This window comes from Saccharopolyspora sp. NPDC000995, from assembly GCF_053599315.1.
Genome location: NZ_JBSFLZ010000054.1, coordinates 14818 through 41040, shown reverse-complemented (window position 1 = coordinate 41040; position 26223 = coordinate 14818). Strand labels below are relative to the sequence as shown.

Genomic DNA, 26223 nt, shown 5'->3' with positions numbered 1-26223 from the left:
CACCGTTCGGGGCGCTCTCATACTCGGCGACGATCGCCAGCTTGTACTCCGGGCTGAACACCCGCCGCGATGGCCGTGCGGCAGGATCAGGCTGCGCAGCCGGCTGGCCGGGCCTGTCGGATGAAGTGGACACGGCTATCAGGATCTCCGATCCCGCCCTCGCTCTGGTACCCGGTACTCACACCAGGTGTCTCATCTCATCCTGACAAAGAGGGCCGACCCTGCTGTCGCAGTGCTCATCGCCCACGACCGCGCCCTCCGCTCGCTGTGCCACCTCATCGGGGACCGGCATCTCGCAGTCCCAGCCGACAAGGAACTCAAGTTCCGCAAAGCCCTGCTCAAACTCGGCTACGTCATCCCAGGGGAACTCAATACCTGACCACCTTCACCAGCAGCTCACCAACGTACGGGCGCGGCTGTTCGCCGGTAGCGGGCCATCCTTTTCGTTCGGACGGCGACCGCCTCGCATCACTGCATCGGCTCGAGCAGTGGGGCGTGGCTTCCCTCCGCCAACAGGTTCAGCCGCACCTGATAGCGGCCCAGCGGCGTGAGCTCGACACGGGTGCCGGCAACAGGGGCCACAGACCACACCGGGTCGCCCAGTACGCTGTTGCCGTCGACCAGCAAGGCAATTTCGGGGTCGATCTCGGCGTCCGCGGGCACAGTGACCTCGACCATGCCCGCCTCAGCACCGGTGAGCAGGCCGGTACGAACAGCCGCCTCGGTCATCATGACCAGCGCCTCTTCCGCGAAAAACCCGTGGTAGTCGGTGACCAACCTGTCAAGCACGTCATCGAGCAGTACCGAGTTGTTGATCCTGTACAGCTCGCCCAGCACCCTCGGTCCCCACGGGCTGCTGAACTCCTCCAGCTTCACCGCCAGGCCGTCCTTTGCAGCGAGCTGGGTCGGCCCGGCCACCGCGATGTCGGCGATTTCCTTCCACACCCGCAAGGTGTGGTCGTGGTCGGTAGCACTGTCCAGCACCTGCTCCAGGTCCGCGAGCGCCGGTCCGGCGACCACCTTGGTCCGGTGGAGCCGCAGAACCTCGACGTCCAAGGCCAGTCGCCAGAATCGGATTAGGGCGAGGTTGTCCCGGAGATCACGAACCGAATCGCGCACCGCTATACCCATGGCCGCGGCCAGCGATTGGGCGTCGTCCCGTGACGGGAGCCCGTGCTTGGTCACCGCACGGCCCGCCGCGGCCCAGCGTCCACATGCGACCAGATTACGCAGCAGGGTCGATTCTCTTGCAGCATCGGCGAGTTCGCTGATCGCGGGCAGCGCGACGGCCGGGAAGTCCGGCTTCTCCTCGCAACACTCGCGTGTGCCCTGGTCAAACCGCCGCGGAACCGGCGCGCCAGGTTCGATCGCGGCGACCTGCCCGTCCCGGACGACAAACTGAGCCGCCAGGAGTTCGGGTTGCCGGTCGAGCAGTGCACCGAGCACAGCACGCCGCCGCTCAGCCGGTGCCGCACTGAACGCGGCGGCCCAGGCGTCGACCGCCGTGTCGTCCGCGGGATCGACCCCGTCCGCGCGCACCGCCACGAAAACCCGTTTTGCCAGCCGCCACACGGACTCGTCGGCCATCGCGGCGGGAAACTTCGCCGCCGCACGATCCAGCTCCTTGCGCAGAGTGGCGACGCGCATGCTGGCCGGGTGGAAGCGGTCAGCGTCGTCCAGGAAATCAATCAAGACCTTCAACACGGCCGGACCGTGCTCGCTCAACCGGTAGATGTCAGTGAGCCGCTGCGCGGCAACGTCGATGAGCAGGCGATGCGCGTCGCCGGTTCTCCACAACGTCGGGTCGGGACTGTTGAGCCAGTCCTGCCGTGCCTGCAGCAGCAATTCCAGGCTGCACATGGCATTCCCATCGGGATGCCAGTCCTCTTCAGCTGCACCGTGGCCCGCGCGGCCGGACAACCACTCACGCACATCCCGCACGATCCTCACCGCAGCCCGGTTAAGCATGCCACGCATAATAGGGCTCGGAGCCCATCCACTTCTCACCGGAGTGGGCCGTTTGTGCTGCTGCTGTGGGGAGTCTTCACCGCGCTTCGAGAGACTCGTCTTTCGAACGACCCCGGGGGACGGAGAGCCGGGGTCGTCCCATGCCAGAAGTTTCCTTCTGCTTTGCCAGTTGGTTGAGTCGACCTGGGGCGCGGTGCCGGGATTGCTCCTGGTCCGTTTCCCAGGTCGACTCAACCAGCATTTCCGCGAGGAAGATCTGTCGACCGCAGCGGGTTGAACGGTGATGCCCGCGGGGCCCGGCGAATACCCTCCGAATGAGCACGTGTGTCAGTTTCATTGCTTCGCGGGGACCTTTCGGACGGCCCACCCTGAACAACACGATCGGTAAAGGCTGAACTGTGGTCACAGCCAGGCCCCGCGACGGGGTGCTTGAACACGTGCGGCGTGTGTGGACATTGGCAAACGATTCGTGGTGGCCTGGCATCCCCACTCGACCACAACGCTCAACTACGGGCATGCCCGATTCGGTGCTCATCGAACATCCGCTCATGCCGCTGGTCCCGCGGTCACTGGTGTAGCGCGGAAAGAAGCAGGTTTATCATTGGTCAGATGCTTGACCTGAGCAGGCTTGACCTGGAGGAGATCGCTACCGCACTGGCGGACCAGACCGACTACGAGCACCGATGGCTGATCAACCCACATACCGGCGAGATCGTGTTCTGGACGGCGGATGGTGGCATCGATGGACACACGCCCGTTGACCTTGACGACTTGGACCTGGTCTGCATCGGTCCGCTGCCGTCCTACGTCTGGCATCAGGACATGGCCGACTTCGCAGAGAGAATCAGTGACGAGGCAGTCGGCCGCAGACTCGCGCGAGCCATCCAGGGCAAGGGCGCCTTCCGGCGCTTCAAGAACGAGCTGCATGAGAAGTATCCGCACCTACTGTCGGCGTGGTACTCCTTCCGTGACGCGCGCGCAGAGCGCCGAGCGGTTGAATGGCTGGTCGACAACTCGCTGGTCGATCCTCCGCAGTCCCACCTCAACGCGCCCGGATCTAGGTGCGGGAACCGAATGAATCCGAACTGAACCCGCCCGGTTCATGCCTCCATCGTCGTGGAACCGTCACCATGAACGTGGGAGGAAACCACCGCAAAGCATCTAAGGGCTCACCGGATTGTTCCCCGCACCTTGGGTGCCCCAAATGGAATACGTATTTGAAAAGGAGGCGATCATGGCACAAACTCCAGCTATCCAGGTGGGTTCCGATACAAGGGCCAAGTCACAAGAAGAGGCTCTGAGAGACGCAAAATTCGCCATCGAGGAGACAGGCCTACAAGTCACCTTCACGTCCGGTCCTCACATCGGGGGTGCTGGTACGCTCGATGGATCAGGGGTTGCGGTGCTGGTAACCTGTCTATCCTTGGATTCAAGGACTTTCATTGAGGTCGTCGGCGCGAGCGACGATAGCAATGCAGCGGAACAGGCCCGCAATAGGGTTCGCACAATTACCATGGGGCCTCCGAGCTAGTGCGACACATGCTGCTGTAGCACTAGGCGATGTCGGGGATACCCGAGATCTCCTAGCGGCCACGTTCAGAAAGCCTGGCGGAGGGCTCCGCGTTTTAGAAGGGCGTCCTTGATCCACAAGCAGAGACGCCGATCGCGCACCTGGAGCGGGAGAACCGTGGGCTGCGGCGGGCGAACCGTGGGCTGCGGCGGGCGAACCAGATCTTGCGGTCAGCGGCAAGTTTCTTTGCGGCGGAGCTGGAACGTCCCTCGCGATGAAGGTCGAGTTCGTCGACTCCCAGCAGGAAGAGCACGATGTCCAGCACCAGATCAGGCGATGGATCACTTCTTTCACACCGACGACGTCACTGATTCGATCCCAGTATCGCCCACGCGAAGAGTGTGCCCCTGATGCCCGGTTTTCGCGGCGCGGCGCCTGGTGCCTGACGCTAGCCATAGCTAGCCCGGATGCTGATCTAGCGCTGTTCGCCGACACGCGCCAGGCTTGAAGGTTTGCCGGGTCGACCGGAATCGAGAAGTGTTCGTACGTGATCGACCGCTTGCCGTTTGAGCCGGAGGCAAACGGTCTCTCGTACCCATTTCGATGCCTAAAGCCCCCGCCGGGGTTGCTGAGCTTTTCCCGCCTGCTGGATGGCGTGTCGGCAGTCCGACGAAATCCTCACAGTCCGGTCCACTGTCTCGTCGGACTGGTTAGAGCAGATCCGATCAAGGAGCCGCGACACGATGACAACCCCGTCCGAGTCTGACGAAGTCCTGGTCACCGAATATCGCCCGCAGCCGCCTGGACTGGGCCGTGCGCATCGAGAAGTGAAGGCACGCCGGGCGGACCTTCGCTTCTTACGCGGTATGCGGTGTTCGTCAGGCGGCGTAGCCCCTGGGCTGGATCAGCGAGGCGATCTGGTCGAGGCTCAGCCAGTAGTCCTCGATTCCGCTGAACCGGGCCGGGTCGGAGATGTGCACCGTCTTGTCCGCCGTGTTGTAGCCGACGATCGCCACGTAGTGGTAGATCGTCTCGCTCGACGGGTAGCCGGGGGGCTGGTTGCCGGGCTTCGCGACGATGTTGGCAACCATCGCCCTGCCGACGTCGACGTTGCGGACCGTGTCCGACCACAGCTGCTGGGTCATCTCCGGGGTCAGCGGGCGGTCGCCCCAGTCCCGGGTGACGTAGTGGGTGCCGGTTCTTTCCAGCTCCCTGTTGAGTCCGTCGACGACCTGACCGATGTGGTCCGTGCCGTCCTCAGTCGTGCCGAGTTCGGTCGCGAGCGAAGCCTGGTCCGGCAGCATGTCGGTCGTGCTGGACAGCGCGATGCGAGTCGCCGTGGGACCGCACCAGTAGCTGGTCTGTTGCGCCTGGTAGTCGACCGGGACGGACTTGGAGACGGCTTGGGGAACGACCTCTGGAGCGCTCGGTACCTCCGGTACCGGAGCCGCCGGGGCCGCCGGGGCCGCCGGGGCCGGAGCAGCCGCCGGGGCCGGAGCAGCCGCCGGGGCCGGAGCAGCTGCCGGAGCAGGAGCAGCAGGTTCCGCCGGAGCCGCAGGTGCTGCCAGAACGGGAGGCGCTGCGGGAGCCTGCACCGCAGTGTCGGCGGCGCGGACCTGGGCGGACACCGGAACCGGAGCGGCGCCCGCTAACAGCGGATGACCGACCGCCACGATCGCGCCACCGGCGACCACCGCCGAGAGGACCTTGCCGGACACCTTGCGGGACGGAGCGCTACCGCCCGAGTTCGGGTGGAACCTGTCAACGAGTGCGCGGATCGCGGCCTTCGGGGTGTGACCGCCCGCGTTGCGATGCTTGTGCACGTATGCCCTTCCACGTCGGGGGAGATCCGGTCGCCACCGCCGGGGGTGCGGTGTCCTCTCGCGGTCGAGACCTCGTGACCAGATCGTGATGCACTGCCGGATCGTAACTAAGCGTTATGGATGCTTCAACACACCACCCAATCGAAAAAGGATTGTCTCTTGATCGACTCCTCTCCGTAGCAATCGCCGCTGATCAACGGGAAATCGCCGAACGGGAGCCGAGCAGGCCCCGTAGCAAGCGCGCAGATCCAGGCAACGAACCCTTCGCCGATACGGATACGGGCGGCATTTGCGCTGATAGACGGCGCGCACGTGACATGGGGACAATCAAGGCACACCGGGCGAAACCGGCACCCCGGCAACGATCGGCGGCACCTTCCCCCAGGCCATCGGGGTCCAGATCGACTTCCTGCTCACCCGTCCCCGCAGATCGGCCAAAACGCGACCGTGAGGCTCGGCACAAGGGCCCGGAGCAGCTGATTGATGATATTGGGAGCCCCAGCAGCCGATCTCGCCTTCAGGTTGCGCGGGCTGTTTCTCGGAGCTCTCTCGTGAAGGCTCGGGCTTGGGGCGTTTCGTCGGCCTTCTTCGTCGCCGCCAGGATGTTTATCGTTGCTGCTGGTTCGCAAGGCAGCGGCGTTACGCTTGAAGGTTCGCGCCCATCTCCGGGATCAGGGCTACCGCTAGGCCTGCCGCCACCATTCTCAGCTGCACCGTCGCCACGTGTAGTAGCGGATGTCGATCTCGTGGTGGTCGTTGTTGCGCAGTCGTTGGACCACGGCCTCGTAGGTGTCCGTGTCTGGTGGGCACGTGGCCGACAGCTGGTCTTGCAGGTCCGCCAGCTTCGCCGACTTCAGGTCGAGCCGTGCTCCGCGACCGCCGCGAACACCCGGAGCCAATCCCGAGACAACACGTAAGCAAACTAATGCTTCTTCGGTAAAAATAGTGAGTAGTACCATTCGATCGTCGCTGGCGTCCTGGTGAGGGCCGCATCGGCAGGTCCCGCTCGCGTGGTGCTGCGCGAAACCCCTACCGCCAGTCAGCTCGCCGGTTGCGCGCTGGTGGTCGGAGCGATCTGGTTCGCCAACCGAACCCCCGCTCGGTCGACGCGCGTCAGGCGTCGTAGTGCGCCTCGGTGTGCAGGAGGAACGTGGCGTCGTCGCCGGGCTCGAGCTCGCGGGGTTCGGCACCTCGGGTGAACAGCCTCGCACCGGTGCTGCCCCCGAGTTCGGCGCGCTCTCCTCGAACCCGCAGCCAGGCCCCTTCCCGGATGCCCAGCACCGGCACGTCGTTGTCCTCCAGGAATTCCTCGATCCGCTGCTCCCGGGTCTCGCCCATGTGCGTGCTGCCCGGGTCGGGGTCCTGGTAGTGCGGGTTGATCTGGAACGGCACCAGCCCGATCGCCTCGAACGACGGCGGCTCCACGATCGGCATGTCGTTGCTGGTGCGCAGGCTGGGGCAGGCCATGTTGGTGCCCGCGCTCGCGCCCATGTAAGGCGTGCCGCCGCGGACGGCTTCGCGCAGCGCGGTGACCAGGCCGAGGCGGTGCAACGTGGAAAGCAGGCGGAAGGTGTTACCGCCGCCGATGAACACCGCTTGGGCCTCGCGCACCGCCGCGACCGGGTCATCCGCCTGATGGATGCCGTCAACGGTAATCCCGAGCGGCGCGACCGCGGACTGCACGGTGGCCGTGTAGCCGTCGTGGTCGCGCTTGGCGAACGGGACGAAAAGCAGCCGCTCACGCCCCGCCAGCAGTTCGGCCACCGCCGACTTGGCGTGTTCGAGGAAACCTGTGCCGTGCTTGATCGAGCTCGACAGCAGCAGCAGTTCCACGTTTGCCCTCTTCCCGTCGCAGCTGGTCAGGCCCCAGGCTATCGCCCCGGAGCGCACCTCCCGTTCGCGTGCCGGGTGAGCAGCACGCCGATTGGCCTACTTTGCCAACACCTTGTACACCGAGTTGAAGAAGCCGAACAGGGTATCGCCGGCGATGATGCCAGCAGCGAAGATCGCCATCGGCCCCGACGCCTCCTTGCCCTTGAACTTCAGCACCAGCGCCCGCACCAGCAGGCCCGCCAGGACCACCCTGCCCGCCGCCGGGGAACCGACCAGCAGACCGGTCCCCAGCTGCACGCCCAGCTACCGCGATGGGCCGTCGATCAGCTGCACCACGGCACCCTGGATCGCCCACAGCGCGAGCTGCACGATGGTCCCCTGGTCGATGCCGGCTTCGATGGTGGTCGCGTACACCTTGTCCACCGGCGGGAACATCCCGGTCGAGAAGTACATGTCGTGCGCCAGCACGACGACCACAGTGGACACCGCGAAGCCGATCAGCGCCACGTAGAGCTGCTGCCGGCGGCCCCGGAACTCGAAGGCCGGATCGGCGACTTCTCCGCGCAGCATCCAGCCCGCCTTGAAGTCGTAGCCTCCGTCGGCGAGGGCGGGGCCACCTGCGGCCACGAACCCGACCAGCAGCGCCAGCGCCCCGGGCGGGAAGCCCAGCACCATCCCGATGATCAGGAAGATCAACCCGCTGCTCGAAATCGCTGGTCACCGGCGAGAAGATCGAGGTGATGGCGATGCTGCGGATGTCGTGCGCGGCCAGGTCGGCGGCCACCGCGCGCGACCACGACACGGACGGTAGGAGAGCCCATGACTGCCCGTCAGGTGGCACAGTGCACCGCCCGCCCCACCCGGTTCGAATGCAGGTAGCACAGGCCCTCGGGCGCAGGCCCGGAATCGGCACAGCGGCAGAGGGGAGTTCCGGGCAGACCTCAGCGCGGCAGCGGTTGGGTGCGTTCGCTGGTGTTCATCCACAGGCGCTCGACGTACTCCTGGAGCGTCCGGCCGATCAGATACGCACCGGCCGGGGCGACCACGGTGAACGTGTCGTCCGGTGATTCCGGGATCAACGCGGCCCGCCCGGTCGGCGCGTGGTGCACCTCGATCTCGAACGACCCGCTGCGCACCGCGCCGGCCGCGACTCGCAAGCCCACGGAAAGCCTGGCGGTCATCCCGTCCGCCCGCTGCATCAGGTCCCCCACGGCCTGCGCGTCCTCGGGGGGAACCTGGCGGCGTTTGAGCTCGTAGGCGAGCCAGTCCACCTGACGATCCTTGCGCTTGTCGGCCTCGGCGCGCGCATCGGTCAGCACCCGGGTGGGCACGGTGACCTCGCAGCCCCCGGCCGGTTCGCCCTCCGGTAGGCAGCCCACCAGCGCAGGCCACGGCGCATCGGGGCGCACCTGCTGCGCGGTCACGGACTCGCCCCGCACCACCACCCGCGTCGCGTGGTGGTTGCCGACCGCCACGGCGGCCCGCAAATCCGCTTCGCCTGGGTTGCTGACCCGCGCGAACCCGAACACCGAGGAGCGGGCCAGGTTCGCTGCCAGTCCGGCCCACCGCTCATCCCGCGGCCCGGCGGAGGCCGCCGGCGGCTCCGCGATCAGGAACGCCGCGATCTCCGGCCCGACCTCGCTGTCACGCAGCAGGCCGTCAAGCTCCCGAAGGCTGCATAGCATCGCCTGCTCCGTGGTTCACCGAGATCCCTGTGGACTGACTTGATCAGCAGGATATCCGGCGCGCCGCCCGTTTCGCGGCGTCTTGGGGAGGGGACCACTCGAACGTCAGCGCTCCTCCACCTGCGGCCTGGCGCGGCGCACGATGCCGGCCAACGCGCTGCTGACGATCGTGACTATCAGCGCTCCCCAGAACGCCGACCAGAAGCCGTCGACGTGGAACGGCAGGCGGAGCTCCCCCGCCAGGTAGCTGGTCAGCCAGAACAGCAGGGCGTTGACCACCAGGCCGAACAGCCCGAGGGTCAGCAGGTAGAGCAGGCATCCCAGCGTCTTGGCGATCGGCTTGAGCACCACGTTGACGATGCCGAAGATCACCGACACCGCCAGCAGCGTGAGGATCTTCGCCGTGGTGTCCTCGCCTTCCAGGGTGATCCCGGGCAGCGCGGTGGTGATCCACACCGCCACCATGGTGATCAGGATGTGCAGCAGAAGTGCCACTACGCGCGCCCTCCCTGCGGGTGTCCGCCACGAACGTCACCGACGCTACCGGCGTCCAGGGGTGCTCCGCTCGCAGCGCGGTGCGATCTCCGGGGGATCCCGGGGTGATATCAGGGTCAGCTGAAGAGCGTGGCCATCAGCTGGAGGGCGTCGCCGTCGGTGTCGTCGTGCGCTTCGGCGAACCGGAAGACCAGGCCTTCGCGCAGCCCCCACGGGCAGATCTCCAGCTCTTCCACGCCGATGGTGCGCAGGATCAGCTCGGCGACGATGGCGCCGGCCAGGATGCGGCGGGCGCGGCTGCGCGACACGCCGGGCAGCGCCGCCCGCTGCTTCTGGTCCAGCTCGGCCAGCTTCGGGATCCAGGGGCGGAGCTTCGCGCGGGACAGCCGGTCGGGGTGACGGGCCACCTTGCCCGGCGAGCTCTCGGTGAGCACCGCGAGCTGGCGCAGCACCTTGGACAGCGCCACCGGGTTCCCGAGGTCGCGGTCGGCGAAGGTGCGCAGCGAGGACGGGAGGGTGCCGCGGACCGCCGAGACGAGCTTGTCGACCTGCCTCGACCGCGGCGGGTCGTCCGGCAGGTACTGCCTGGTCAGCCGGGCCGCACCGAACGGCAGCGAGACCACGTCGGAGGGCTCGCCGCCGATGCCGGTGGCCACGTCGATGGTGCCGCCGCCGATGTCCACTGTGGTCAGCGTCGGACCGGAACGGCCGTGCCAGCGCCGGGCGGCGTGGTAGGTGACGGCGGCTTCGTCGTGCGGGCTGAGCACGCCGATCCGCTCCCCGGCCGCATCGCTTAGCCGCTGTCGCAGTTCCGCGCCGTTGGCCGCGTCCCGCACTGCCGAGGTGCCGTAAGCGACCAGCGCGTCGGGACGCTGATCCGCGGCCGCGCGCACGCAGTGCCGCACCGCCCGAACCGCGAGCTCGACGCCTGCCTCGGTGACGAGTCCGTCCCGCCCGGTGTGCTCGGCGAGCCTGGTCCGGGCCTTCACGCTCCAGTCGGCGCGCGGCATGCGGGACCTGTCGAGGTCGACCACCTCCAGGCGCGCAGCAGTGGATCCGATGTCCAGCAGAGCCAATTTCATGCCGCGACCACCCGCGCACCGCGCTGCTCGTGGAGCAGCGCGGTGGACTGGATGGACGGCATGGTTCCATTGTCGGGGTCATTTCGACCGAAAATCCCGCCACACCAGCGTTTTCCTGAGATGTGCGTCACAACCCAGGCCTCTGGTGGGTCTCCCTGCGAGGTTGACCCGGCGGTAGCCTCGGGACAACCACGGCAGCGCGGCCGACGCCCCTGCATCGCCGCTGCCACAGACCGGAAAGGTGCGGCCCATGCGCATCGGGATGCCGCTGAACTACAGCGGAGGGTTCAAGGAGACCGTCGACGACCTGGCCACCTACGAGAAAGCCGGGCTGGACATCGTGTACGTCCCGGAGGCCTACTCGTTCGACGCGGTGAGCCAGATGGGGTTCATCGCCGCCCGCACCGAACGCCTGGAGATCGCCTCCGGCATCCTGCAGATCTACACCCGCACTCCGACGCTGACCGCGATGACCGCCGCGGGCATGGACTTCGTCTCCGACGGCCGCTTCACGCTCGGCATCGGCGCCTCCGGACCTCAGGTTATCGAGGGCTTCCACGGGGTGCCCTACCACGCGCCGCTGGGCCGCACCCGCGAGATCGTCGACATCTGCCGGCAGGTCTGGCGCCGCGAGAAGGTGCAGCACGAGGGCAAGCACTACAGCATCCCGCTGCCCGCAGACCAGGGCACCGGGCTGGGCAAGCCGCTGAAGCTCATCAACCACCCGGTGCGCGACCGGATCCCGATCATGATCGCCGCGATCGGTCCGAAGAACGTCGAGCTGGTCGCCGAGATCGCCGAGGCCTGGGAGCCGATGTTCTACCTGCCGGAGCGGGCGGCCGAGGTGTGGGGCGAGCCCCTGGCGGCTGGCAAGGTAAAGCGCGACGCGTCGCTGCCGCCGCTGGACGTGGTCGCCCAGGCACCGCTGGCCATCGGCGAAGGCCTCGACGACTTGCTGGATTTCGCGCGGCCGCACCTGGCGCTCTACGTCGGCGGGATGGGCGCGAAGGGCAAGAACTTCTACAACAACCTGGCCCGCCGCTACGGCTTCGAGGCGGAGGCCGAGCTGATCCAGGACCTCTACCTCGGCGGCAAGAAGGAGGAGGCCGCCGCGGCGGTTCCCCGCGAGCTGCTGGAGAAGACGTCGCTCGTCGGCCCGGTGGGCCACGTCAAGGAGCGGCTGGCAGCGCTGAAGGAGTCCGGCGTCACGACCCTCAACGTCACGCCGCTGGCGGGCGACGCGACCGGTCGCGCCAACCTCATCGAGCAGGTAAAGCAGCTCGCCGCCGACGTCTGATCGGCCCGAATGATGGATACACCAAGGTGGCCCACTACCAGCTGGTTCCGTCGGAGCAACTCGAGTGGTAGATCGCGTCGGACGACCCGATCAGGAGAGACTGTCGGGGTGACTGGATCGACGCTGCTGCACCTGCTGCCGCTGAATACCTTCCACACCGACCGCGACTCCCCGATCCGCGCCGCGAGCCTCGACACCGATGGGTTCGTGCACTGCTCGCCGGACGTGCGCACGACGCTCGCCGTGGCGAACACCCTCTACCGCGACGAGACCGAACCGATGATCGCGCTGGAGTTGGACCCGGCGAAGCTGTCCGCGCCGGTGCGGTGGGAGGCGGCGAACCCGACGCCTCCCGAAGGCGTGCCGGCGGACAAGCTGTTCCCGCACGTGTACGGGCCGCTGGAGCGGGAGTCGGTGATCGGCGTCCGCTACGCGCGGCGCGATGTCGCGGGCCGCTTCCTGAGCTTGGAGACGCGCAGCCGCACCGCCGAGGAGTTCGACCTGCTGCCGCATCCGGAGGGCGGCTGGTACCGGCGGACCTGGGTCAGCCCGATCGGGATCGAGCACAACGGCGGCCTGCGGCCGACCGCCACGATGATCTACTTCCTGCTCCCGCCCGGACAGCAATCCGAATGGCACACCGTCGCTTCCGACGAGCTGTGGCTGTGGCACCGGGGCGGGCCGCTGACGCTTTCACTAGGCGGGGACGAGCCGAACCCGGTCGCCGAACCCGAGCAGGTGGTGCTCGGCGCGGGAGCCGGCCAGGCGCCGCAGGCGGTCGTCCCGGCCGGCACCTGGCAGCGCGCGTGCGCGGCGGCGACCGTGGAAACGCTGGTCAGCTGCGTGGTTTCGCCCGGTTTCGACTTCGCCGACTTCCGCGTCCTGTAGGTCGGTCGAACGAGTGCCGGGGCCCGGGGCGGCGCATCGCGTCCGGGCCACCGGCCGACGCCATGCGCTGGGTCGGCATCCGCACCGCGTTGCCGACGGAGCAGGGGGCGAGCAACGCTGCGACCACGGTGCAGAGCACGGGTACGGTGCGCCGGGTTCGCGGGCGGTCGCCCAGGACGGCGCGCTGCTGCCGGTACTCGGCGACGAGTCTGCTGGTTTCGCGATGTCTGCCGCGCGCGGATTCGCGGCGCGGGACGCCGGAACCGAGCATCCTCCGCTCCACCCAGGACATCGAAATCAACGATCCGATGATCGCCCCGATGACGACCGTGGCCGCCAATGCGAACCCAGCCAGCGAATTGATCACCGGCACCACCCCCCACGACGCAGCGGACCACCACTTCCGCGCGATCTGTGCCGTCGGCACAAACCGGCACCGCACCAATGCCGGTTCCGCTGTGGTCCTGGGGATTCACCGTAATTCGCGACGCTCATGACCGCCGGACGCGAACGGCGCCGCTCGCCCGAACAGGTGAAAAATGATCAGATCAGGTTGCACCGTGCTGTGATCGGGCGTACTGGTCCTGATCGGGCAACCGGCGCTGATCCGCAGCTACCATCGGATTCGGTCCGACCACTTCCGGCACGCAGCCGCGTGACCCGGCGCATGCCCGGGCAACCCGCCGCGAACGGCGCGCGTGTTCCGCAGAGGTCCGGTGTTCGCAACCGGAATCGTCGACGGACCGCGATTTCAGGGGAGGTTGTCGGGTCGTGAAGGGTTACGCCGTCCATCTGCTGTTCCACCTGCTGGCGATCGCAGCCGGCGGCGCCGGCGGAGTAGCGGGCTGGCTGTGGTGGTTCGGCGGTGACCCGAGCAGCCTGTGGCTGGCGATCGGCGCGCTGGTCGTCGGGATCATCGTGCTGGTCCTGGAAGCCCTCTACATCCGCGCCGAGCAGCCGCCCGCGCCGCCGCGCTCCCGACCGGGGCCCCAACGACCGCAACGACCGCGCGAACGCACCCGACCCGATCTCAAACCCGTGGCGGCACCGTCGTCGGGCACCGTACTCCAGCCGTACCCGGACGCCGGCAAGGCCGTCGACCAGGAGACCAAGACCTCGGCGCTCGACGCCCTCAACGAGCTCGGCAGGGGCACCAACGCGCCGAGCCGCCAGAACTGATCGGTCCGCACGCCTCCCGCCGGACGGTCGTACCGTGCTGGGATGGTGGAAATCCGGGCTGCGCTGATCGACATCGACGGTGTTCTGACGGTGTCCTGGCGGCCGTTGCCGGGCGCGGCCGACGCGCTCCGGAAGCTCCGGGCCGACGGGATCGGCGTCCTGCTGGTCACCAACACAACCGGCCGGACGCGGGCGTCGATCGCGGAAACCCTGACCGGGGCCGGGTTCGAAGTCGGCGTCGACGAGATCCTGACCGCGCCGGCGGCCACCGCCGAACACCTCGCGCGGCACCACCCAGGCGCCCGATGCCTGCTGGTGAACAGCGGAGACATCGGCGAAGACCTCGGCGATGTGGAACAGGTCGACGACGACGCGGACGTGGTCGTCCTCGGCGGTGCCGGACCGGAGTTCGACTACCGCACGCTCAACCTCGTCTTCTCCCATCTGCAGCGCGGCGTGCCGCTGGTGGCGATGCACCGCAGCCTCTGCTGGCGCACCAGCGAGGGTCTGCAGCTGGACTCCGGTGCGTTCCTGATCGGCCTGGAGCGGGCCGCGAACCGGGAGGCGACCGTGGTCGGCAAGCCGTCGGCCGAGTTCTTCGCCGCCGCGCTGGGCAAGATCGACGCCGAACCCAGCAACGCCTTGATGATCGGCGACGACGTCGAGTCCGACGTGCTCGCCGCGCAACGCCACGGCATCACCGGAATCCTGGTGCGCACCGGCAAGTTCACGCCGGGAGCGCTCTCGGCCGCCTCCGGCGCGCCGGACCACGTGTTGGACTCCTTCGCCGACCTTCCGGGCTTCCTGCGCCGGTGAAGGAACTCAGCGGACCGGCAGCAGCACGCCCCGCTCGGATTCCGGGCGGGGCCCGAGGATCCGGCGCTCGGCGGCGGCGATCGGGACGTCGTTGATGCTCGCCTCGCGACGGCTCATCAGCCCGTCCTCGGCGAACTCCCAGAGCTCGTTGCCGTAGCTGCGCCAGCACTGCCCGGTGGCGTCGAGGCATTCGTACTGGAAGCGAACCGCGATGCGGTTGCCGCGGAAGCCCCAGAGCTCCTTGCGCAGCGCGTAATCCAGTTCGCGCGCCCACTTCTCGCGCAGGAATGCAACGATCCCGTCCCGGCCGGTGATGAACCGGTCCCGGTTCCGCCACTCGGAGTCCGCCGTGTAGGCCAGCGCGACGCGTTCGAGGTCGCGGGTGTTCCAGGCATCTTCGGCCGCCTGCACCTTCTGGGCGGCGGTCTGCTCGTCGAACGGTGGGAAGGGCGGACGCGACATCTAATTGGCTCCCAACTGGAGAACGGTCATTCTCCGCGACGTCCGCTAGGATAGAGAACGATCGTTCTCCTCACCACCCCGGAGTGCTCCCGTGCAGCGCCACGAGGCCGAGTCGAAGCTGTTGGACGCGGCAGAAGCCCTGTTCTACGAACGCGGCATCCAGGCCGTCGGCATGGCCGAACTGCGCACCGCCTCCGGGGTGTCCCTCAAGCGCCTCTACCAGTGCTTCGCCTCCAAGGACGAGCTGGTGGAGGCCTACCTGCGCCGCCGCGACGCGCGCTGGCGCGCCTCGCTGTCCACATACGTCGCACGATGCGACCGCAACCCCAAGCAGGCCGCGCTCGCGGTCTTCGACTGGCTGCATGACTGGTTCGACGAACCCGGATTCCGAGGCTGCGCGTTCCTCAACTCCTTCGGCGAACTGGGCGGCAGCTCTCCCGCGGTCGCCGCGGCGGCACGGGACCACAAGGACGAACTGCGCCACTACCTGCGAAAATTGGTCGGCGAGCTCGACGCCGCCGACCCCGACGAGCTCACCGAGCAACTGCTCGTCCTGGTCGAGGGCGCGACCGCCGCAGCAGCCGTCGGCGGCAATCCCGGACCGGCCCGCAGCGCCCGCGCCGCCGCGGCAGTGCTGATCACGTCGGCCCCACGATGCGCCGCCCCGTCTTGCTCAGAGTGACTCGAGACACAATCCTGTCCTCAGGTGCGCGGAAGCGGCGCCAGCGGGTCAAAAGGCCTGCCGTGGCACCCGGGTGAGGAGGCCACCCATGTCAATCATGCGTGTCAAATCGGTCGAACAGTCCATCCGCGATGCCGAGGCCCCGGAATTCCGTCTGCGCCGCGTGCTGCGCGCCGTGGACCTCTTGGGCATCGGCATCGGCGCGATCATCGGCACCGGCATCTTCGTGCTCACCGGCGTGGCCGCGGCCACCGACGCCGGGCCGGGCATCGCGATCTCGTTCGTCTTCTCCGGCATCGCCTGCGGTCTGGCGGCGCTGTGCTACGCCGAGTTCGCCTCGATCGTGCCGGTGGCCGGCTCGGCGTACACGTTCTCCTACGCGTCCATGGGCGAGTTCCTGGCCTGGATCATCGGCTGGGACCTGATGCTGGAGTTCATCGTCGGCGCTTCCACGGTGTCGGTGGGCTGGTCGCGGTACTTCGTCGCGGCGCTCAACTCGATCGGCTTGGGGTTGCCAGGGGCGCTCACCTCCGCCCCGGGAGCCGGTGGCGTGGTGAACCTTCCCGCAGCGATCATCGCGCTGATCCTGACCGGGGTCCTGGTCGTCGGCATCCGGCTCAGCGCCTCGGTGACCAACGTGGTCGTGGCGATCAAGCTCGTCGTGGTGCTGTTCTTCATCATCTTCGGCGCGTTGTTCATCAAGGCCGCCAACTGGAGCCCGTTCATCCCGCCGCACCAGCCCGCACAGCCCGGTGCCGCCGGGGCAGCGCTGGAGGAACCGCTGGTCAACGCGATCTTCGGGCAGACCGGCTCGTTCGGGCTCAGCGGCCTGGTGGCGGGTGCCGCGCTGGTGTTCTTCGCCTACATCGGCTTCGACATCGTCGCCAGCGGCGCGGAGGAGACCCGCCGACCGCAGCGCGACATGCCGATCGGCATCCTCGGCTCGCTGGCCATCTGCTCCATCCTGTACGTGCTGGTGTCCCTGGTGATGACCGGCATCGTCAAGTACGACCAACTGGACACCGCGGCGCCGATGGCCACCGCGTTCCAGGCGATCGGCGCGTCATGGGCGGCCGGGCTGGTCTCGCTGGGCGCGATCGCCGGGCTGACCACGGTGATCCTCATCCTGATGCTGGGTCAGGCCCGGGTCGGCTTCGCGATGAGCCGGGACGGGCTGCTGCCGGTGTGGTTCGCCAAGGTGCACTCGAAGTTCCGCACGCCCTACCGGATCACGGTGATCACCGGGATCGTCGTGGCGGCCGTCGCCTCGCTGACCCCGATCAACGTGCTCGCCGAGATGACCAACATCGGCACCCTGTTCGCGTTCGTCCTGGTGTCCATCGGCGTCCTAGTGCTGCGCCGCACCCGGTCGGACCTGCCGCGGTCCTTCCGGGTGCCGTGGGTGCCGGTAATCCCGATCCTGGCCGCAGCCGCCTGCCTGTACCTGATGTTCAACCTCGTCGGCTGGACGTGGATCCGGTTCGGCGTCTGGATGCTGATCGGGTTGGTCCTCTACTTCGTGTACAGCAGGAAGAACAGCAGGCTCGGCAAGCGCGAGATCGCCGGGGAGTCCTGACCCGGCTCACCCGAGCTGTTCGTCCAGGTAGCACCAGGCCCAGGACTCGCCCGGTTCGAAGGAGCGGATCACCGGGTGGGCGGTCTGGTGGAAGTGGGCCGTGGCGTGCCGGTTCGGGCTGGAATCGCAGCACCCCACGTGCCCGCACTGCGTGCAGATCCGCAAGTGCGCCCACACGTGCAGGCCGGCCGCGAGGCAGTCCTCGCAGCCGTCCTCGCGGCTGGGCGCAGGTTCGCGGTCGGCCGCCTCCTGCAGGTGCGCACAACTGCCGGACATTCGGAAACCTCCAGGTGGTGAGCGCGCGGTCCGCGGCTCGAACGACAATGTGCTTTCGAACGTAACCATCGACTGCGGCATCCGCAGGCGTTGACCGGAGAGAGCATGCACGACCTACCCGCGTTGATGGCCCTGCTCGCAGGGGCGCTCGCCGTGACCGCCCTCGCCCGCCGGATCGGGTTCTCCGCGCCGCTGGCGCTTGTCGTGGTGGGCCTGGCCGTGTCCTCCATACCCGGCGTGCCGGACTACACCATCGATCCGAATGTGGTGCTGCTGCTGATCTTGCCGCCACTGCTGTACTCGGCCGCGCTGAACAGCTCCACCATCGGGATTCGCGCCAACCTGCGGCCGATCGGGTTGCTCGCGTTCGGGTTGGTGCTGTTCAGCACGGCGGTCGCCGGGCTGATCGCCTGGCGGCTGGTGCCGGGCATGCCGCTGAGCGTGGCGCTGGTGCTCGGCGCGGTTATCGCGCCGCCGGACGCGGTCGCGGCCACCTCGATCGGCCGCCGATTGGGACTGCCGCGCAAGATCATGACGGTGCTCAGCGGTGAGAGCCTGGTCAACGACGCCACCGCGCTGACCGCCTACCGGGTGGCCGTGGCCGCCGCGATCGGCACCGGCTATTACCTGCTGGCCGGGGTCGGCATGTTCCTGCTGGCAGCGGTCGGCGGGGTGGTGATCGGCTACGTCATCGGCTGGGTGGTGCACCGGGTCCGGCGGTTGCTGCGCGACGACATGCTGGAAAGCGCGGTAGGGCTGATCGTGCCGTTCTTCGCCTACCTGCTCGCCGAGGAGGTGCACGCCTCCGGGGTGCTGGCCGTTGTGGTGGCCGGGCTGTACTTGGGCCATCACTCGCCGTCGGGCAGCGCCGCGACGCGGCTGCAGGACCGGGCGGTGTGGAACGCGGCGGACACGCTGCTGGAAGCAGTCGTGTTCGCGTTGATCGGCCTGCAGCTGCGCAGCGTCGTGGAGAGCGTGTCGACCGACTTCGGGCCGCTCGTCGTTGCCGGGCTCGCGCTCACCGCCGGCGTGGTGCTCGCGCGCGGCGCGTGGGTCTTCCTCGTGATGTACCTGCCGGAACTGCTACGCCGCCACAGCCCGAACTGGCGACTCAAGGTGATCGTGTCGTGGGCGGGGATGCGGGGCGTGGTGTCGTTGGCCGCCGCCTCCGCGATCCCCACCGCGACGCTGACCGGTGCGCCGTTCCCGCACCGCGACGAGGTCCTGTTCCTGACGTTGTTCGTGACGCTGGCGACGCTGCTGCTGCACGGCACGACGCTGCCCTGGCTCATCGGCGTCCTCGGGGTGCGAGGCACCGAGGACTACACCGACGCGCTCGCCGAGGCCGAAGCCCAGCACAACGCGGCCCGCGCCGCGCGGGAACGGCTCGACGAACTCACCGCGGAAGCCGAACCACCCGGCGACGTCGCGGACCGCCTGCGCCGCGCTGCGCAGCAGCGCAGCAACCAGGCGTGGGAGCGGCTGGGCCGGTCGGCCGACGAAGTCGGCGAGAGCCCGACGGCGGCGTACCGCCGCCTGCGGGGCGAGATGCTGGCTGCGGAGCGGGCGATTTTCGTCCAGTTCCGCGACAACCGCCGCATCGACGACGAGGTCCTGCGCCGCGTCATGCACCAGCTAGACCTGGAAGAACTCTGGCTCTCCCGCGACTGAAGCAAATATCCGGCTCATTTTGCGTGGCGGCGCGGGTAGCGGAACCTCTTGGGCCACGCCGCCGCTAGGTCAGGAAGCCGAGCTGGGACGAGAGTTCCTTGGCGGCGATGCGCATCGCGCCCACGACTTCGCGCATGCGCTTGCGGGAGAAGCGGTAGGACGGGCCGGAGGCGCTGAGCGCGGCGATCACATCGCCCTCGTGGTTGTAGACCGCGACCGCCGCGGCGTTGAGCCCGAGCTCCAACTCCTCGTAGCTCGTCGCGTAGCCGTCGCGGGCGATCAGCTCGAAGTCCTTGCGCAACTCGCTGGCATTGGTGACAGTTCGCGTTGTGTACCGCTCCAGCGGCCTGACGAGAAGTTCCTCCTGGTCCTCCCGCGGCGCGTACGCCAGCAGTACCTTGCCGCTGGACGTCGCGTGCAGCGGGGTACGTTGCCCGACCCAGTTGTGCGCCGTTACGGCCGCAGTGCCGCGGGCCTGGCTGATGTTGATGGCGACATCATTGTCCCGGATCGCGAGGTTGACCGTCTCGCCCAGGTCCGCGGCGAGCGACTCGCAGAACGGACGGCCCAGCCTCGGCAGGTCCATCCGCTCGGTCGCCGCCCCGGCCAGCCGCACGATGCCGAAGCCGATCGCGTACTTGCCGCGCTCCCCCAGCTGCTCCACCAGGCCTCGTGCTTCCAGCACACTCACCAGCCGGGAGGCCGTCGATTTGTGCACTCCCAGCTCCCCGGCGATCTCGGTGATGCCGGCTTCTCCGTTTCGCGCCAGCAGTTCCAAGACGGTCACGGCCCGATCGACGGACTGCACCAGAGCGCCAGGACTCCTTCCGCGTGACTGCGCTGCGCTACCCACCGGTCAACCGTATCCGTTCGAGGTGCACATATCGGAACCATCCGTTGTCCCTCTTGACGTTGTCGCAACAAAAGGGTCAGATTTGTTGCACATACTACGCGGTGTTCCTCATTGTGCAACGGAGGTTGGCTTGTTGTCATTCATCGGGGCCACCGCACCGGCCGCGGTCCAAGCATGAACACGGTCGCAGTCGTCGGCTCGTCGGTGGCGGGCTGGCGCGCCGCGCAGGAGCTGCGCGAACAGGGCTTCGACGGGCGGCTGGTGATCATCGGGGCGGAACCGCACCGCCCGTACGACAGGCCGCCGCTGTCCAAGGAGTTCCTGGCCGGGAAGCTGCAGCCGGAGGAACTCTCGCTGGGCAGCGAGCAGGAGGAAGTCGACCTCGCCGCGGAGTGGCGGTTGGGGGTTGCGGCGGCGCGGCTGGACACCAAGCGCGGTGCGTTGGTGCTCGCCGACGGCAGCGAGGTCCTAGCCGACGGCGTCGTGCTGGCCACCGGGTCGGCCCGGCTGAGCCTGCCGGGCACCGCGGAAGCGCCCGGCTGCCACCGGCTGCGGACCGTCGACGACGCGTTGGCGCTGCGCGGCGATATCCGCTCCGGGGCGCGGGTTGTGGTCGTCGGTGGCGGGCTCATAGGCACCGAGATCGCCTCGACCTGCCGGTCCCTGGGCGCCGAGGTGACGCTGGTCGATGCCCAGCACCTGCCGCTGGCGCGCACCCTGGGCATCGAACTGGCGCCGCTTTGCTTCGCGCAGCACGAGGATTACGGGGTGCGGGTGCGGTGCGGGACGCCCGCAACGCGCGTTCTCGCGGACGACCGGATCACCGGCGTGGAGCTCGCCGACGGTCGGGTTATCCCGGCCGATGCGGTGGTCGTCGAGGTCGGCGCGGAGCCCGCCACCCGTTGGTTACGCGGCTCCGGGCTGAAGCTCCGCGACGGCGTCGTGACCGACTCCGGGTGCGCGACCTCGCTGCCGAACGTGGTGGCGGTAGGCGACATCGCCCGGTACCAGCCGGTGCACTGGTCGCGCACCGTCCGCAGCGACCACTGGTCGACGGCGATGAACCAGCCGCCGGTCGCGGTGCGCAACCTGCTCGCCGGGCAGACCGCCGCCGCGTACGCGGGAGTGCCGCACTTCTGGTCGCGGCAGTACGATTCGACGTTGCAGTTCGCCGGCTACGCCGGGGCGAAGGACCGGATCACGGTGGTGGACGGCTCGTTGAAGGCCCGCCGCTTCGTCGCGACCTACCAGCGCGGCGGCCGGACGATCGCGGTGTTCGCGATGAACAGCCCCAAGCAGTTCGCGGTCCACCGCCGCCGCCTCATCACGTCCCTGGCGGCACCGGCCCTGTCGCGCCGCTGATGCGCCGCGGTCAGCTCTCGAGGAACTGCAGGAGATCACCGTTGAACTTCTCCTTGTCCCCGGGGACCATCGCGATGCCGTGCGAGCCGCCCTCGTAGACCTTCAGGGTCGCGTTCGGGATGAGTTCGGCGGTTTTTCGGCCCGTGGCGTCGATGGGCACGACCTGGTCGTCGTCGCCGTGGACGACAAGCGTCGGGATGTCGAACTTCTGCAAGTCCTCGGTGAAGTCCGTGCGCGCGAAGGCGTCCACGCACTTCACTCCCGCTTCTATGGACTCCTGCATGGCCATGAACCAGAACGCGTCCCGGTTGCCCTGGGTGACCTTGTTGCCAGTCCGGTTGGCACCGAAGAACCCAACGGATGTGTCCTTCCAGAACTGGGAGCGCTCGGCGAGGATGCCGTTCTTGATGTCCTCGAAGACCTCGGCGGGCACCCCCTCGGGGTTGCCGTCGGTCTTGACCATCAGCGGTGGGATCGCGGAGAGCAGCACGGCCTTGCTGACCCGCCCCGTGCCGTGGCGTCCGATGTAGCGGGCGAGTTCGCCGCCGCCCATCGAGTGCGCGACCAGCGTGATGTCGCGCAGGTCCAGCGAGTTGATCAGATCGTCGAGGTCGTCGGCGAAGGTGTCGAAGTCGTAGCCGCCCCAGGGCTGGCTGGAGCGGCCGTGGCCGCGGCGGTCGTGGGCGATGCCGCGGAAGCCGTGGTCGGCCACCAGTTTCATCTGGTCTTCCCAGGCGTCCGCGTTCAGCGGCCAGCCGTGGCAGAACACCACCGGAAGCCCGCTGCCCCAGTCCTTGTAGTAGATCTCGACACCGTCGCGCGTGGTAGCAGTCGGCATGCGTCCCCCTCGGTCGACAGCCCGAATGCCGTTGCTCCGAGCAGCCAGGCACCATTGAGGCACAGGGGCACGGCGGTCGCCCGACGATCTCGCGCGCGGGCTCGCCGGGGCGAACGGACCGTTCGCTTCCCCTATCGAGGCGAACAGGCCGTTCGCAGCGACCGCCATCAGGGCTCGGTGAACTCCCGCATGGCGTCGAGCAGCAAGTCCGCCAGGTAGTCGGCGAAGGAACCGCGGACGAGGATCCGGTAGATGGGTTCCGGGCCGAGTTGCCAGAGGATCGCTTGGGTTCGGCCGAGGAGGGTTTGGGCGCACCGGCCCGGGGTGAAGGCGCGCGGGTGCAGGTCCAGCGAGCAGATCTTCTCCAGGACCTCGCGGGACGCCGGGCCGCAAAGGCGCAACGTCGTCCGGTTCGCCGACACGTCCACTGTGGACCCCAAGGAGTCCGACAGGGCGCTTCGGACCGAGCCGACCAGTCGGTCCGCGTGGCCGTCCGGGGCGACCAGAAGCCATTCGTCCGGGCCGAGCCACAGCACCGCGCCATTCTCATCGCCCGAGACCAGGTTCGGTTCCTGGTGCGGAAGCGCCAGGTCCAGGGCGTGCTCGATGCGCGCCACCGCCGGGCTGCCCGGGTGCACCCGCAGGTTCACCTGGGTCAGGAACGGTTCTTCGGCCAGCCGAACACCGCGCGGACCATCGGCGCTGTGCGCGGCGAGCTCCGCCGCGCGGTCGGCCAGTGGGCTGCGGCGCAGGGACAGGGCACCGACCCGGGAGTGGGCGGGGCTAGCGACCGTCACGGCGGGCTCCTTCCACGTCGTAGAACACCGGTTGGCTCACCTCGACCGGGATCGACCGGCCGTCGACCGGCACGTGCAGCACCTCGCCGATGCGCTGCTTTCCGTTGCGCACCAATGCCATCGCGAACGTCCGATCCAGGATCGCGCTGCGGTAGCTGGATGTGACGTGCCCGAGCATCGGCACCGGCGGCTCCAGCGGGGTGCCGGGCTCCACCAGGTGCGCGCCCTCCGGCAGAAGCTCCGCCGGGTCCAGCGGCAGCAGCCCGACCAGTTGCTTGCGGTCGGCGCGCGCGGTGTCGAGGCGGGCGAACGAGCGCTTGCCGACGAAATCCTTGCGCTTCGACACCACCCAGTCCATGCCCAGGTCGTGCGGGGTCACGGTGCCGTCGGTGTCCTGCCCGACGATCACGAAACCCTTCTCGGCCCGCAGCACGTGCATGGTCTCGGTGCCGTAGGGCGTGATGCCGAAGTCCTGGCCGGCCTCGTGCACCGCCTCCCACACCGCCATGCCGTACCAGGCGGCCGCATTGATCTCGAAGGCCAGCTCGCCGGAGAACGAGATGCGGGAGATCCTGGCCGCAATCCCGTTGCCCAGCACGGTTTCCCGGAACTCCATGAACGGGAAGGCCTCGGCCGAGACGTCCAGGTCCGGTGCCACGCGGCCCACCACTTCCCGGGAGTCCGGCCCGACCACCGCCACCGCAGCCCATTGCTCGGTCACCGAGGTGCAGTGCACCGCCAGGTGCGGCCACTCCGTTTGCAGCCACTCCTCCAGCCACTCCAGCACCGCCGCCGCGTTGCCGGTCGTGGTGCTCATCAGGTAGCGGTCCTCGGCCAGCCGCGTCGAAACACCGTCGTCGAAGACCATCCCGTCGGCCTTGCACATGACGCCGTAGCGGGCCTTGCCGACCGGGAGCTTGGCGAAGGCGTTGGTGTAGATCCGGTTCAGGAACTCCGGTGCGTCCGGGCCGACGATCTCGATCTTGCCGAGCGTGGTGGCGTCTTGCATCGCCACCCCGGTGCGCGCCGCCAGGCATTCGCGGCGCACCGCGGCGGCCATGTCCTCGCCCGGGCGCGGGTAGTACCAGGGCCGCTTCCACTGGCCGACGTCCTCGAACTCCGCACCGTAGGCGACATGCCAGGAGTGCATCGGCGTGGTCCGAACCGGGTCGTGCAACCGGCCCCGATCGCGCCCGGCCAGCAGCGCGAACGACACCGGCGTGTAGGGCGGCCGGAACGTCGTGGTTCCAACCGCACCTGGCGATTCGGCCAGCAGCGCGTCGGCGATGACACCGATGGCGTTGACCGCGGAGGTCTTGCCCTGGTCGCTGCCGGTGCTGATGGTGGTGTAGCGCTTGACGTGCTCGACCGAACGCATCCCCGCGCCGACCGCACGCCAGACGTCGGCGACCGTGGAATCCCGTTGCAGGTCGACGAAGTGATCTGTCCACTGTGCCGGATCACCGGACTCGGCCGGGACCAGCCACAGCGGGCGCGGTTGGGAGACCGGCCGGTCGCCGGTCACCGGCGGGACGGGCGGCGCGGCGACCCGGAAGCCGCTCGCGGTCGCCGCCTCGGCCCCGGCCGCCAAGCCCTGGGCGAGGCATCCGGCGAGGTCGTAGGTGCCGCGCGCGGCACCGATCACCTTGGGCAGCCCCGTTTTCTGCACCGGCACGAACGCGGACACCAGTTGGTCCCAGCGCACCTCGCCGCCGGCCTGGCTGAACAGGTGCACGGCGGGGCTCCAGCCACCGCAGACCGCCAGCAGGTCGCAGTCGACGTCCACCGGCGTGCCGGCCAGCAGCCCCTCGTCGTCGATCTCGGCGATCCGCGCCGATGACACCCGCCGGTCCCCCGCCGTGCCGATGACGGCCGAGCCGGTGAACACCTGCGCACCCAGCGAGCGGGCTTGCTCGACGAGCCGCTGCGGCGGTTCCGGCCGGGTGTCGACGACGGCGCGGACGTGCCCACCCGAGGCGGCCAGGTCGAGGGCGGTCAGATAGGCGCTGTCGGAGGTGGTGACGACAACGGCCTCCCGACCCGGCAGCACGGCGAAACGCTTGAGGTAGCTGCGAACTGCCGAGGCGAGCATGATGCCGGGCCGATCGTTGTCGGCGAATACCATCGGCCGCTCGTGCGCGCCGGTGGCCAGCACGACCCGCTGGGCGCGCACGTGCCACAACCGCTTGCCCTCGGCCCGGTTCTCGGCGACGAGCAGGTAGTTGTGGTCGTAGTGGCCCACGGCGGTGGCGCGGGTCAGCACCCGCACCTCCGGTGAGTCGACGAATTTCCTTGCTGCGCACGAGATCCACTCGCTCGCGGGGCGGCCGTCAATGAGCTCGCCGCCGTCGAGCAGCGACCCGCCGAGCTCGCGGCCCTGCTCGACCAGCACCACCCGCGCGCCGCTGCGCCCGGCAGCCAGCGCGGCGGCGATCCCGGCGGGTCCGGCACCGACCACGACGACGTCGGCGTGCACGTACTTCTTGTCGTGAACCGCGGTATCCGGAGCGTCGCGCAGCCAGCCGACGCCGGAGAGACTAGCGACCTGCAATCCCTCGTAGAGCTCCAGCTGCGTGGCGGGCACCAGCGGCTCCGGCCTGCCGTTTTGCACCTGCACGAGCGCGTTCGGTTCGGTGCAGTCGGCCGTGACGATGCCGCGCGGCCGGTCCCGGTAGATCGACGGGCCGGCCTCGATCCGGCCGCTGGCCAGCAGCGCGGAGGCGAGCGTGTCGCCGGGGTGCCCGGCGAGTTCGATGCCATCGAAGGTGAACCGCAGCGTTCGGGTTCGATCGATGCGACCGCCCGTGCCGAGGCGTGTCATGGCGCCACCTTCCCGGCGGTCTCGGGGTGGATCTCGTTGGTAGCGGTGTCGCGCACGACGTTGAACCAGCGCCGGCAGCCAGCGGTGTGCGACCAGCGCTCGTGGAACAACCCGCGCGGGTTGTCGCGCATGAACAGGTATCCGGCCCAGTCCGCGTCCCCCATGTCGTTCGGGTTATCCGGGTAGTCGACGTGGGCCTGACCGCCGTAGTGGAACTCGGTCTCATCCCGATCCCCGCACCAGGGGCAATGGATCAGCAGCATCAGGGGCTCCAAACCAGATCAAGGTCTTGGGGTCCGCGAATTCCAT

General features: G+C 68.5%; 27 protein-coding genes. 10 read left to right on the top strand and 17 right to left on the bottom strand.

Annotated features, from left to right (window positions below):
- Positions 1–232 precede the first annotated feature (232 nt).
- Positions 233–379 (top strand): hypothetical protein, encoded by a 147-nt coding sequence (locus ACWDKQ_RS18945; RefSeq protein ID WP_450140049.1) that lies wholly within the window; start codon positions 233–235, stop codon positions 377–379.
- A gap of 89 nt (positions 380–468) precedes the next feature.
- Here ACWDKQ_RS18945 and ACWDKQ_RS18940 read toward each other — a convergent pair whose 3' ends face one another.
- Positions 469–1941 (bottom strand): hypothetical protein, encoded by a 1473-nt coding sequence (locus ACWDKQ_RS18940; RefSeq protein ID WP_450140048.1) that lies wholly within the window; start codon positions 1939–1941, stop codon positions 469–471.
- Positions 1942–2577: 636 nt separating this feature from the next.
- Between ACWDKQ_RS18940 and ACWDKQ_RS18935 the strand changes: the two genes are divergently transcribed.
- Positions 2578–3057, top strand: a complete 480-nt coding sequence (locus ACWDKQ_RS18935) for a UPF0158 family protein (RefSeq protein WP_450140047.1) — start codon at positions 2578–2580, stop codon at positions 3055–3057.
- 1299 nt (positions 3058–4356) lie between these two features.
- Here the strand turns inward: ACWDKQ_RS18935 and ACWDKQ_RS18930 are convergent.
- From ACWDKQ_RS18930 to ACWDKQ_RS18895, 8 genes are all read right to left on the bottom strand, one after another.
- Positions 4357–5301, bottom strand: a complete 945-nt coding sequence (locus ACWDKQ_RS18930; protein ID WP_450140046.1) for a C39 family peptidase — start codon at positions 5299–5301, stop codon at positions 4357–4359.
- Between the two features lie 704 nt (positions 5302–6005).
- Positions 6006–6200, bottom strand: coding sequence for a hypothetical protein (locus tag ACWDKQ_RS18925; RefSeq protein ID WP_450140045.1), 195 nt, complete (start codon positions 6198–6200; stop codon positions 6006–6008).
- A gap of 214 nt (positions 6201–6414) precedes the next feature.
- Positions 6415–7134, bottom strand: coding sequence for a dipeptidase PepE (gene pepE / locus ACWDKQ_RS18920; protein WP_450140044.1), 720 nt, complete (start codon positions 7132–7134; stop codon positions 6415–6417).
- A 96-nt stretch (positions 7135–7230) separates the two neighbouring features.
- A complete protein-coding gene (locus ACWDKQ_RS18915; protein ID WP_450140043.1) occupies positions 7231–7431 on the bottom strand; it encodes a hypothetical protein in 201 nt (66 codons plus the stop codon).
- Positions 7432–7437: 6 nt separating this feature from the next.
- Positions 7438–7830, bottom strand: coding sequence for a hypothetical protein (locus tag ACWDKQ_RS18910; RefSeq protein WP_450140042.1), 393 nt, complete (start codon positions 7828–7830; stop codon positions 7438–7440).
- 245 nt (positions 7831–8075) lie between these two features.
- A complete protein-coding gene (locus tag ACWDKQ_RS18905) occupies positions 8076–8819 on the bottom strand; it encodes an ESX secretion-associated protein EspG (RefSeq protein ID WP_450140041.1) in 744 nt (247 codons plus the stop codon).
- A 105-nt stretch (positions 8820–8924) separates the two neighbouring features.
- Positions 8925–9314 (bottom strand): phage holin family protein, encoded by a 390-nt coding sequence (locus tag ACWDKQ_RS18900; RefSeq protein ID WP_450140040.1) that lies wholly within the window; start codon positions 9312–9314, stop codon positions 8925–8927.
- Between the two features lie 116 nt (positions 9315–9430).
- Positions 9431–10396 (bottom strand): Ppx/GppA phosphatase family protein, encoded by a 966-nt coding sequence (locus ACWDKQ_RS18895; RefSeq protein ID WP_450140039.1) that lies wholly within the window; start codon positions 10394–10396, stop codon positions 9431–9433.
- Between the two features lie 250 nt (positions 10397–10646).
- Here ACWDKQ_RS18895 and ACWDKQ_RS18890 point away from each other — a divergent pair, with 250 nt between their 5' ends.
- Both ACWDKQ_RS18890 and ACWDKQ_RS18885 read left to right on the top strand, forming a co-directional pair.
- Complete coding sequence (locus ACWDKQ_RS18890; protein WP_450140038.1) at positions 10647–11693, top strand: LLM class F420-dependent oxidoreductase; 1047 nt, start codon at positions 10647–10649, stop codon at positions 11691–11693.
- 108 nt (positions 11694–11801) lie between these two features.
- On the top strand, positions 11802–12581 hold the full coding sequence (locus ACWDKQ_RS18885) for a cupin domain-containing protein (protein WP_450140037.1): 780 nt from the start codon (positions 11802–11804) through the stop codon (positions 12579–12581).
- Here ACWDKQ_RS18885 and ACWDKQ_RS18880 read toward each other — a convergent pair.
- Positions 12529–12948: a hypothetical protein gene (locus tag ACWDKQ_RS18880; protein ID WP_450140036.1), complete on the bottom strand. Its 420-nt coding sequence runs from the start codon at positions 12946–12948 to the stop codon at positions 12529–12531. The genes ACWDKQ_RS18885 and ACWDKQ_RS18880 overlap by 53 nt on opposite strands.
- A gap of 404 nt (positions 12949–13352) precedes the next feature.
- Here ACWDKQ_RS18880 and ACWDKQ_RS18875 point away from each other — a divergent pair, with 404 nt between their 5' ends.
- Both ACWDKQ_RS18875 and ACWDKQ_RS18870 read left to right on the top strand, forming a co-directional pair.
- Positions 13353–13760: a hypothetical protein gene (locus ACWDKQ_RS18875; protein ID WP_450140035.1), complete on the top strand. Its 408-nt coding sequence runs from the start codon at positions 13353–13355 to the stop codon at positions 13758–13760.
- A 42-nt stretch (positions 13761–13802) separates the two neighbouring features.
- Positions 13803–14576, top strand: a complete 774-nt coding sequence (locus tag ACWDKQ_RS18870; protein ID WP_450140034.1) for an HAD-IIA family hydrolase — start codon at positions 13803–13805, stop codon at positions 14574–14576.
- 6 nt (positions 14577–14582) lie between these two features.
- Here ACWDKQ_RS18870 and ACWDKQ_RS18865 read toward each other — a convergent pair whose 3' ends face one another.
- Entirely contained in the window at positions 14583–15038 is a 456-nt protein-coding gene (locus tag ACWDKQ_RS18865) for a nuclear transport factor 2 family protein (protein ID WP_450140033.1), read from the bottom strand.
- 91 nt (positions 15039–15129) lie between these two features.
- Here ACWDKQ_RS18865 and ACWDKQ_RS18860 point away from each other — a divergent pair, with 91 nt between their 5' ends.
- Both ACWDKQ_RS18860 and ACWDKQ_RS18855 read left to right on the top strand, forming a co-directional pair.
- Complete coding sequence (locus tag ACWDKQ_RS18860) at positions 15130–15720, top strand: TetR/AcrR family transcriptional regulator (RefSeq protein ID WP_450140032.1); 591 nt, start codon at positions 15130–15132, stop codon at positions 15718–15720.
- 88 nt (positions 15721–15808) lie between these two features.
- Positions 15809–17296, top strand: a complete 1488-nt coding sequence (locus ACWDKQ_RS18855) for an amino acid permease (protein ID WP_450140031.1) — start codon at positions 15809–15811, stop codon at positions 17294–17296.
- Between the two features lie 6 nt (positions 17297–17302).
- Here the strand turns inward: ACWDKQ_RS18855 and ACWDKQ_RS18850 are convergent, their stop codons facing one another.
- Complete coding sequence (locus tag ACWDKQ_RS18850; protein WP_450140030.1) at positions 17303–17572, bottom strand: UBP-type zinc finger domain-containing protein; 270 nt, start codon at positions 17570–17572, stop codon at positions 17303–17305.
- Positions 17573–17677: 105 nt separating this feature from the next.
- Between ACWDKQ_RS18850 and ACWDKQ_RS18845 the strand changes: the two genes are divergently transcribed.
- A complete protein-coding gene (locus ACWDKQ_RS18845) occupies positions 17678–19243 on the top strand; it encodes a Na+/H+ antiporter (RefSeq protein ID WP_450140029.1) in 1566 nt (521 codons plus the stop codon).
- A gap of 64 nt (positions 19244–19307) precedes the next feature.
- Here ACWDKQ_RS18845 and ACWDKQ_RS18840 read toward each other — a convergent pair whose 3' ends face one another.
- Entirely contained in the window at positions 19308–20051 is a 744-nt protein-coding gene (locus ACWDKQ_RS18840; protein ID WP_450140028.1) for an IclR family transcriptional regulator, read from the bottom strand.
- 219 nt (positions 20052–20270) lie between these two features.
- On the opposite strand from ACWDKQ_RS18840, the gene ACWDKQ_RS18835 reads away from it, so the two are divergent.
- Positions 20271–21458 carry an NAD(P)/FAD-dependent oxidoreductase gene (locus ACWDKQ_RS18835; protein ID WP_450140027.1) on the top strand — a complete coding sequence of 396 codons (1188 nt, stop codon included), beginning with the start codon at positions 20271–20273 and terminating at the stop codon, positions 21456–21458.
- 10 nt (positions 21459–21468) lie between these two features.
- On the opposite strand, the gene ACWDKQ_RS18830 is transcribed toward ACWDKQ_RS18835, so the two are convergent.
- From ACWDKQ_RS18830 to ACWDKQ_RS18815, 4 genes are all read right to left on the bottom strand, one after another.
- A complete protein-coding gene (locus ACWDKQ_RS18830) occupies positions 21469–22296 on the bottom strand; it encodes an alpha/beta fold hydrolase (RefSeq protein ID WP_450140026.1) in 828 nt (275 codons plus the stop codon).
- Between the two features lie 167 nt (positions 22297–22463).
- Positions 22464–23093, bottom strand: a complete 630-nt coding sequence (locus ACWDKQ_RS18825; protein ID WP_450140025.1) for a sarcosine oxidase subunit gamma — start codon at positions 23091–23093, stop codon at positions 22464–22466.
- The gene (locus ACWDKQ_RS18820; protein WP_450140024.1) at positions 23080–25914 is read right to left on the bottom strand and encodes a 2Fe-2S iron-sulfur cluster-binding protein; all 2835 of its coding nucleotides are present in this window, start codon (positions 25912–25914) and stop codon (positions 23080–23082) included. The genes ACWDKQ_RS18825 and ACWDKQ_RS18820 overlap by 14 nt, the downstream gene beginning before the upstream one ends.
- Positions 25911–26177, bottom strand: a complete 267-nt coding sequence (locus ACWDKQ_RS18815) for a sarcosine oxidase subunit delta (protein ID WP_450140023.1) — start codon at positions 26175–26177, stop codon at positions 25911–25913. Before ACWDKQ_RS18815 ends, ACWDKQ_RS18820 begins: the two co-directional genes overlap by 4 nt.
- Positions 26178–26223 lie beyond the last annotated feature (46 nt).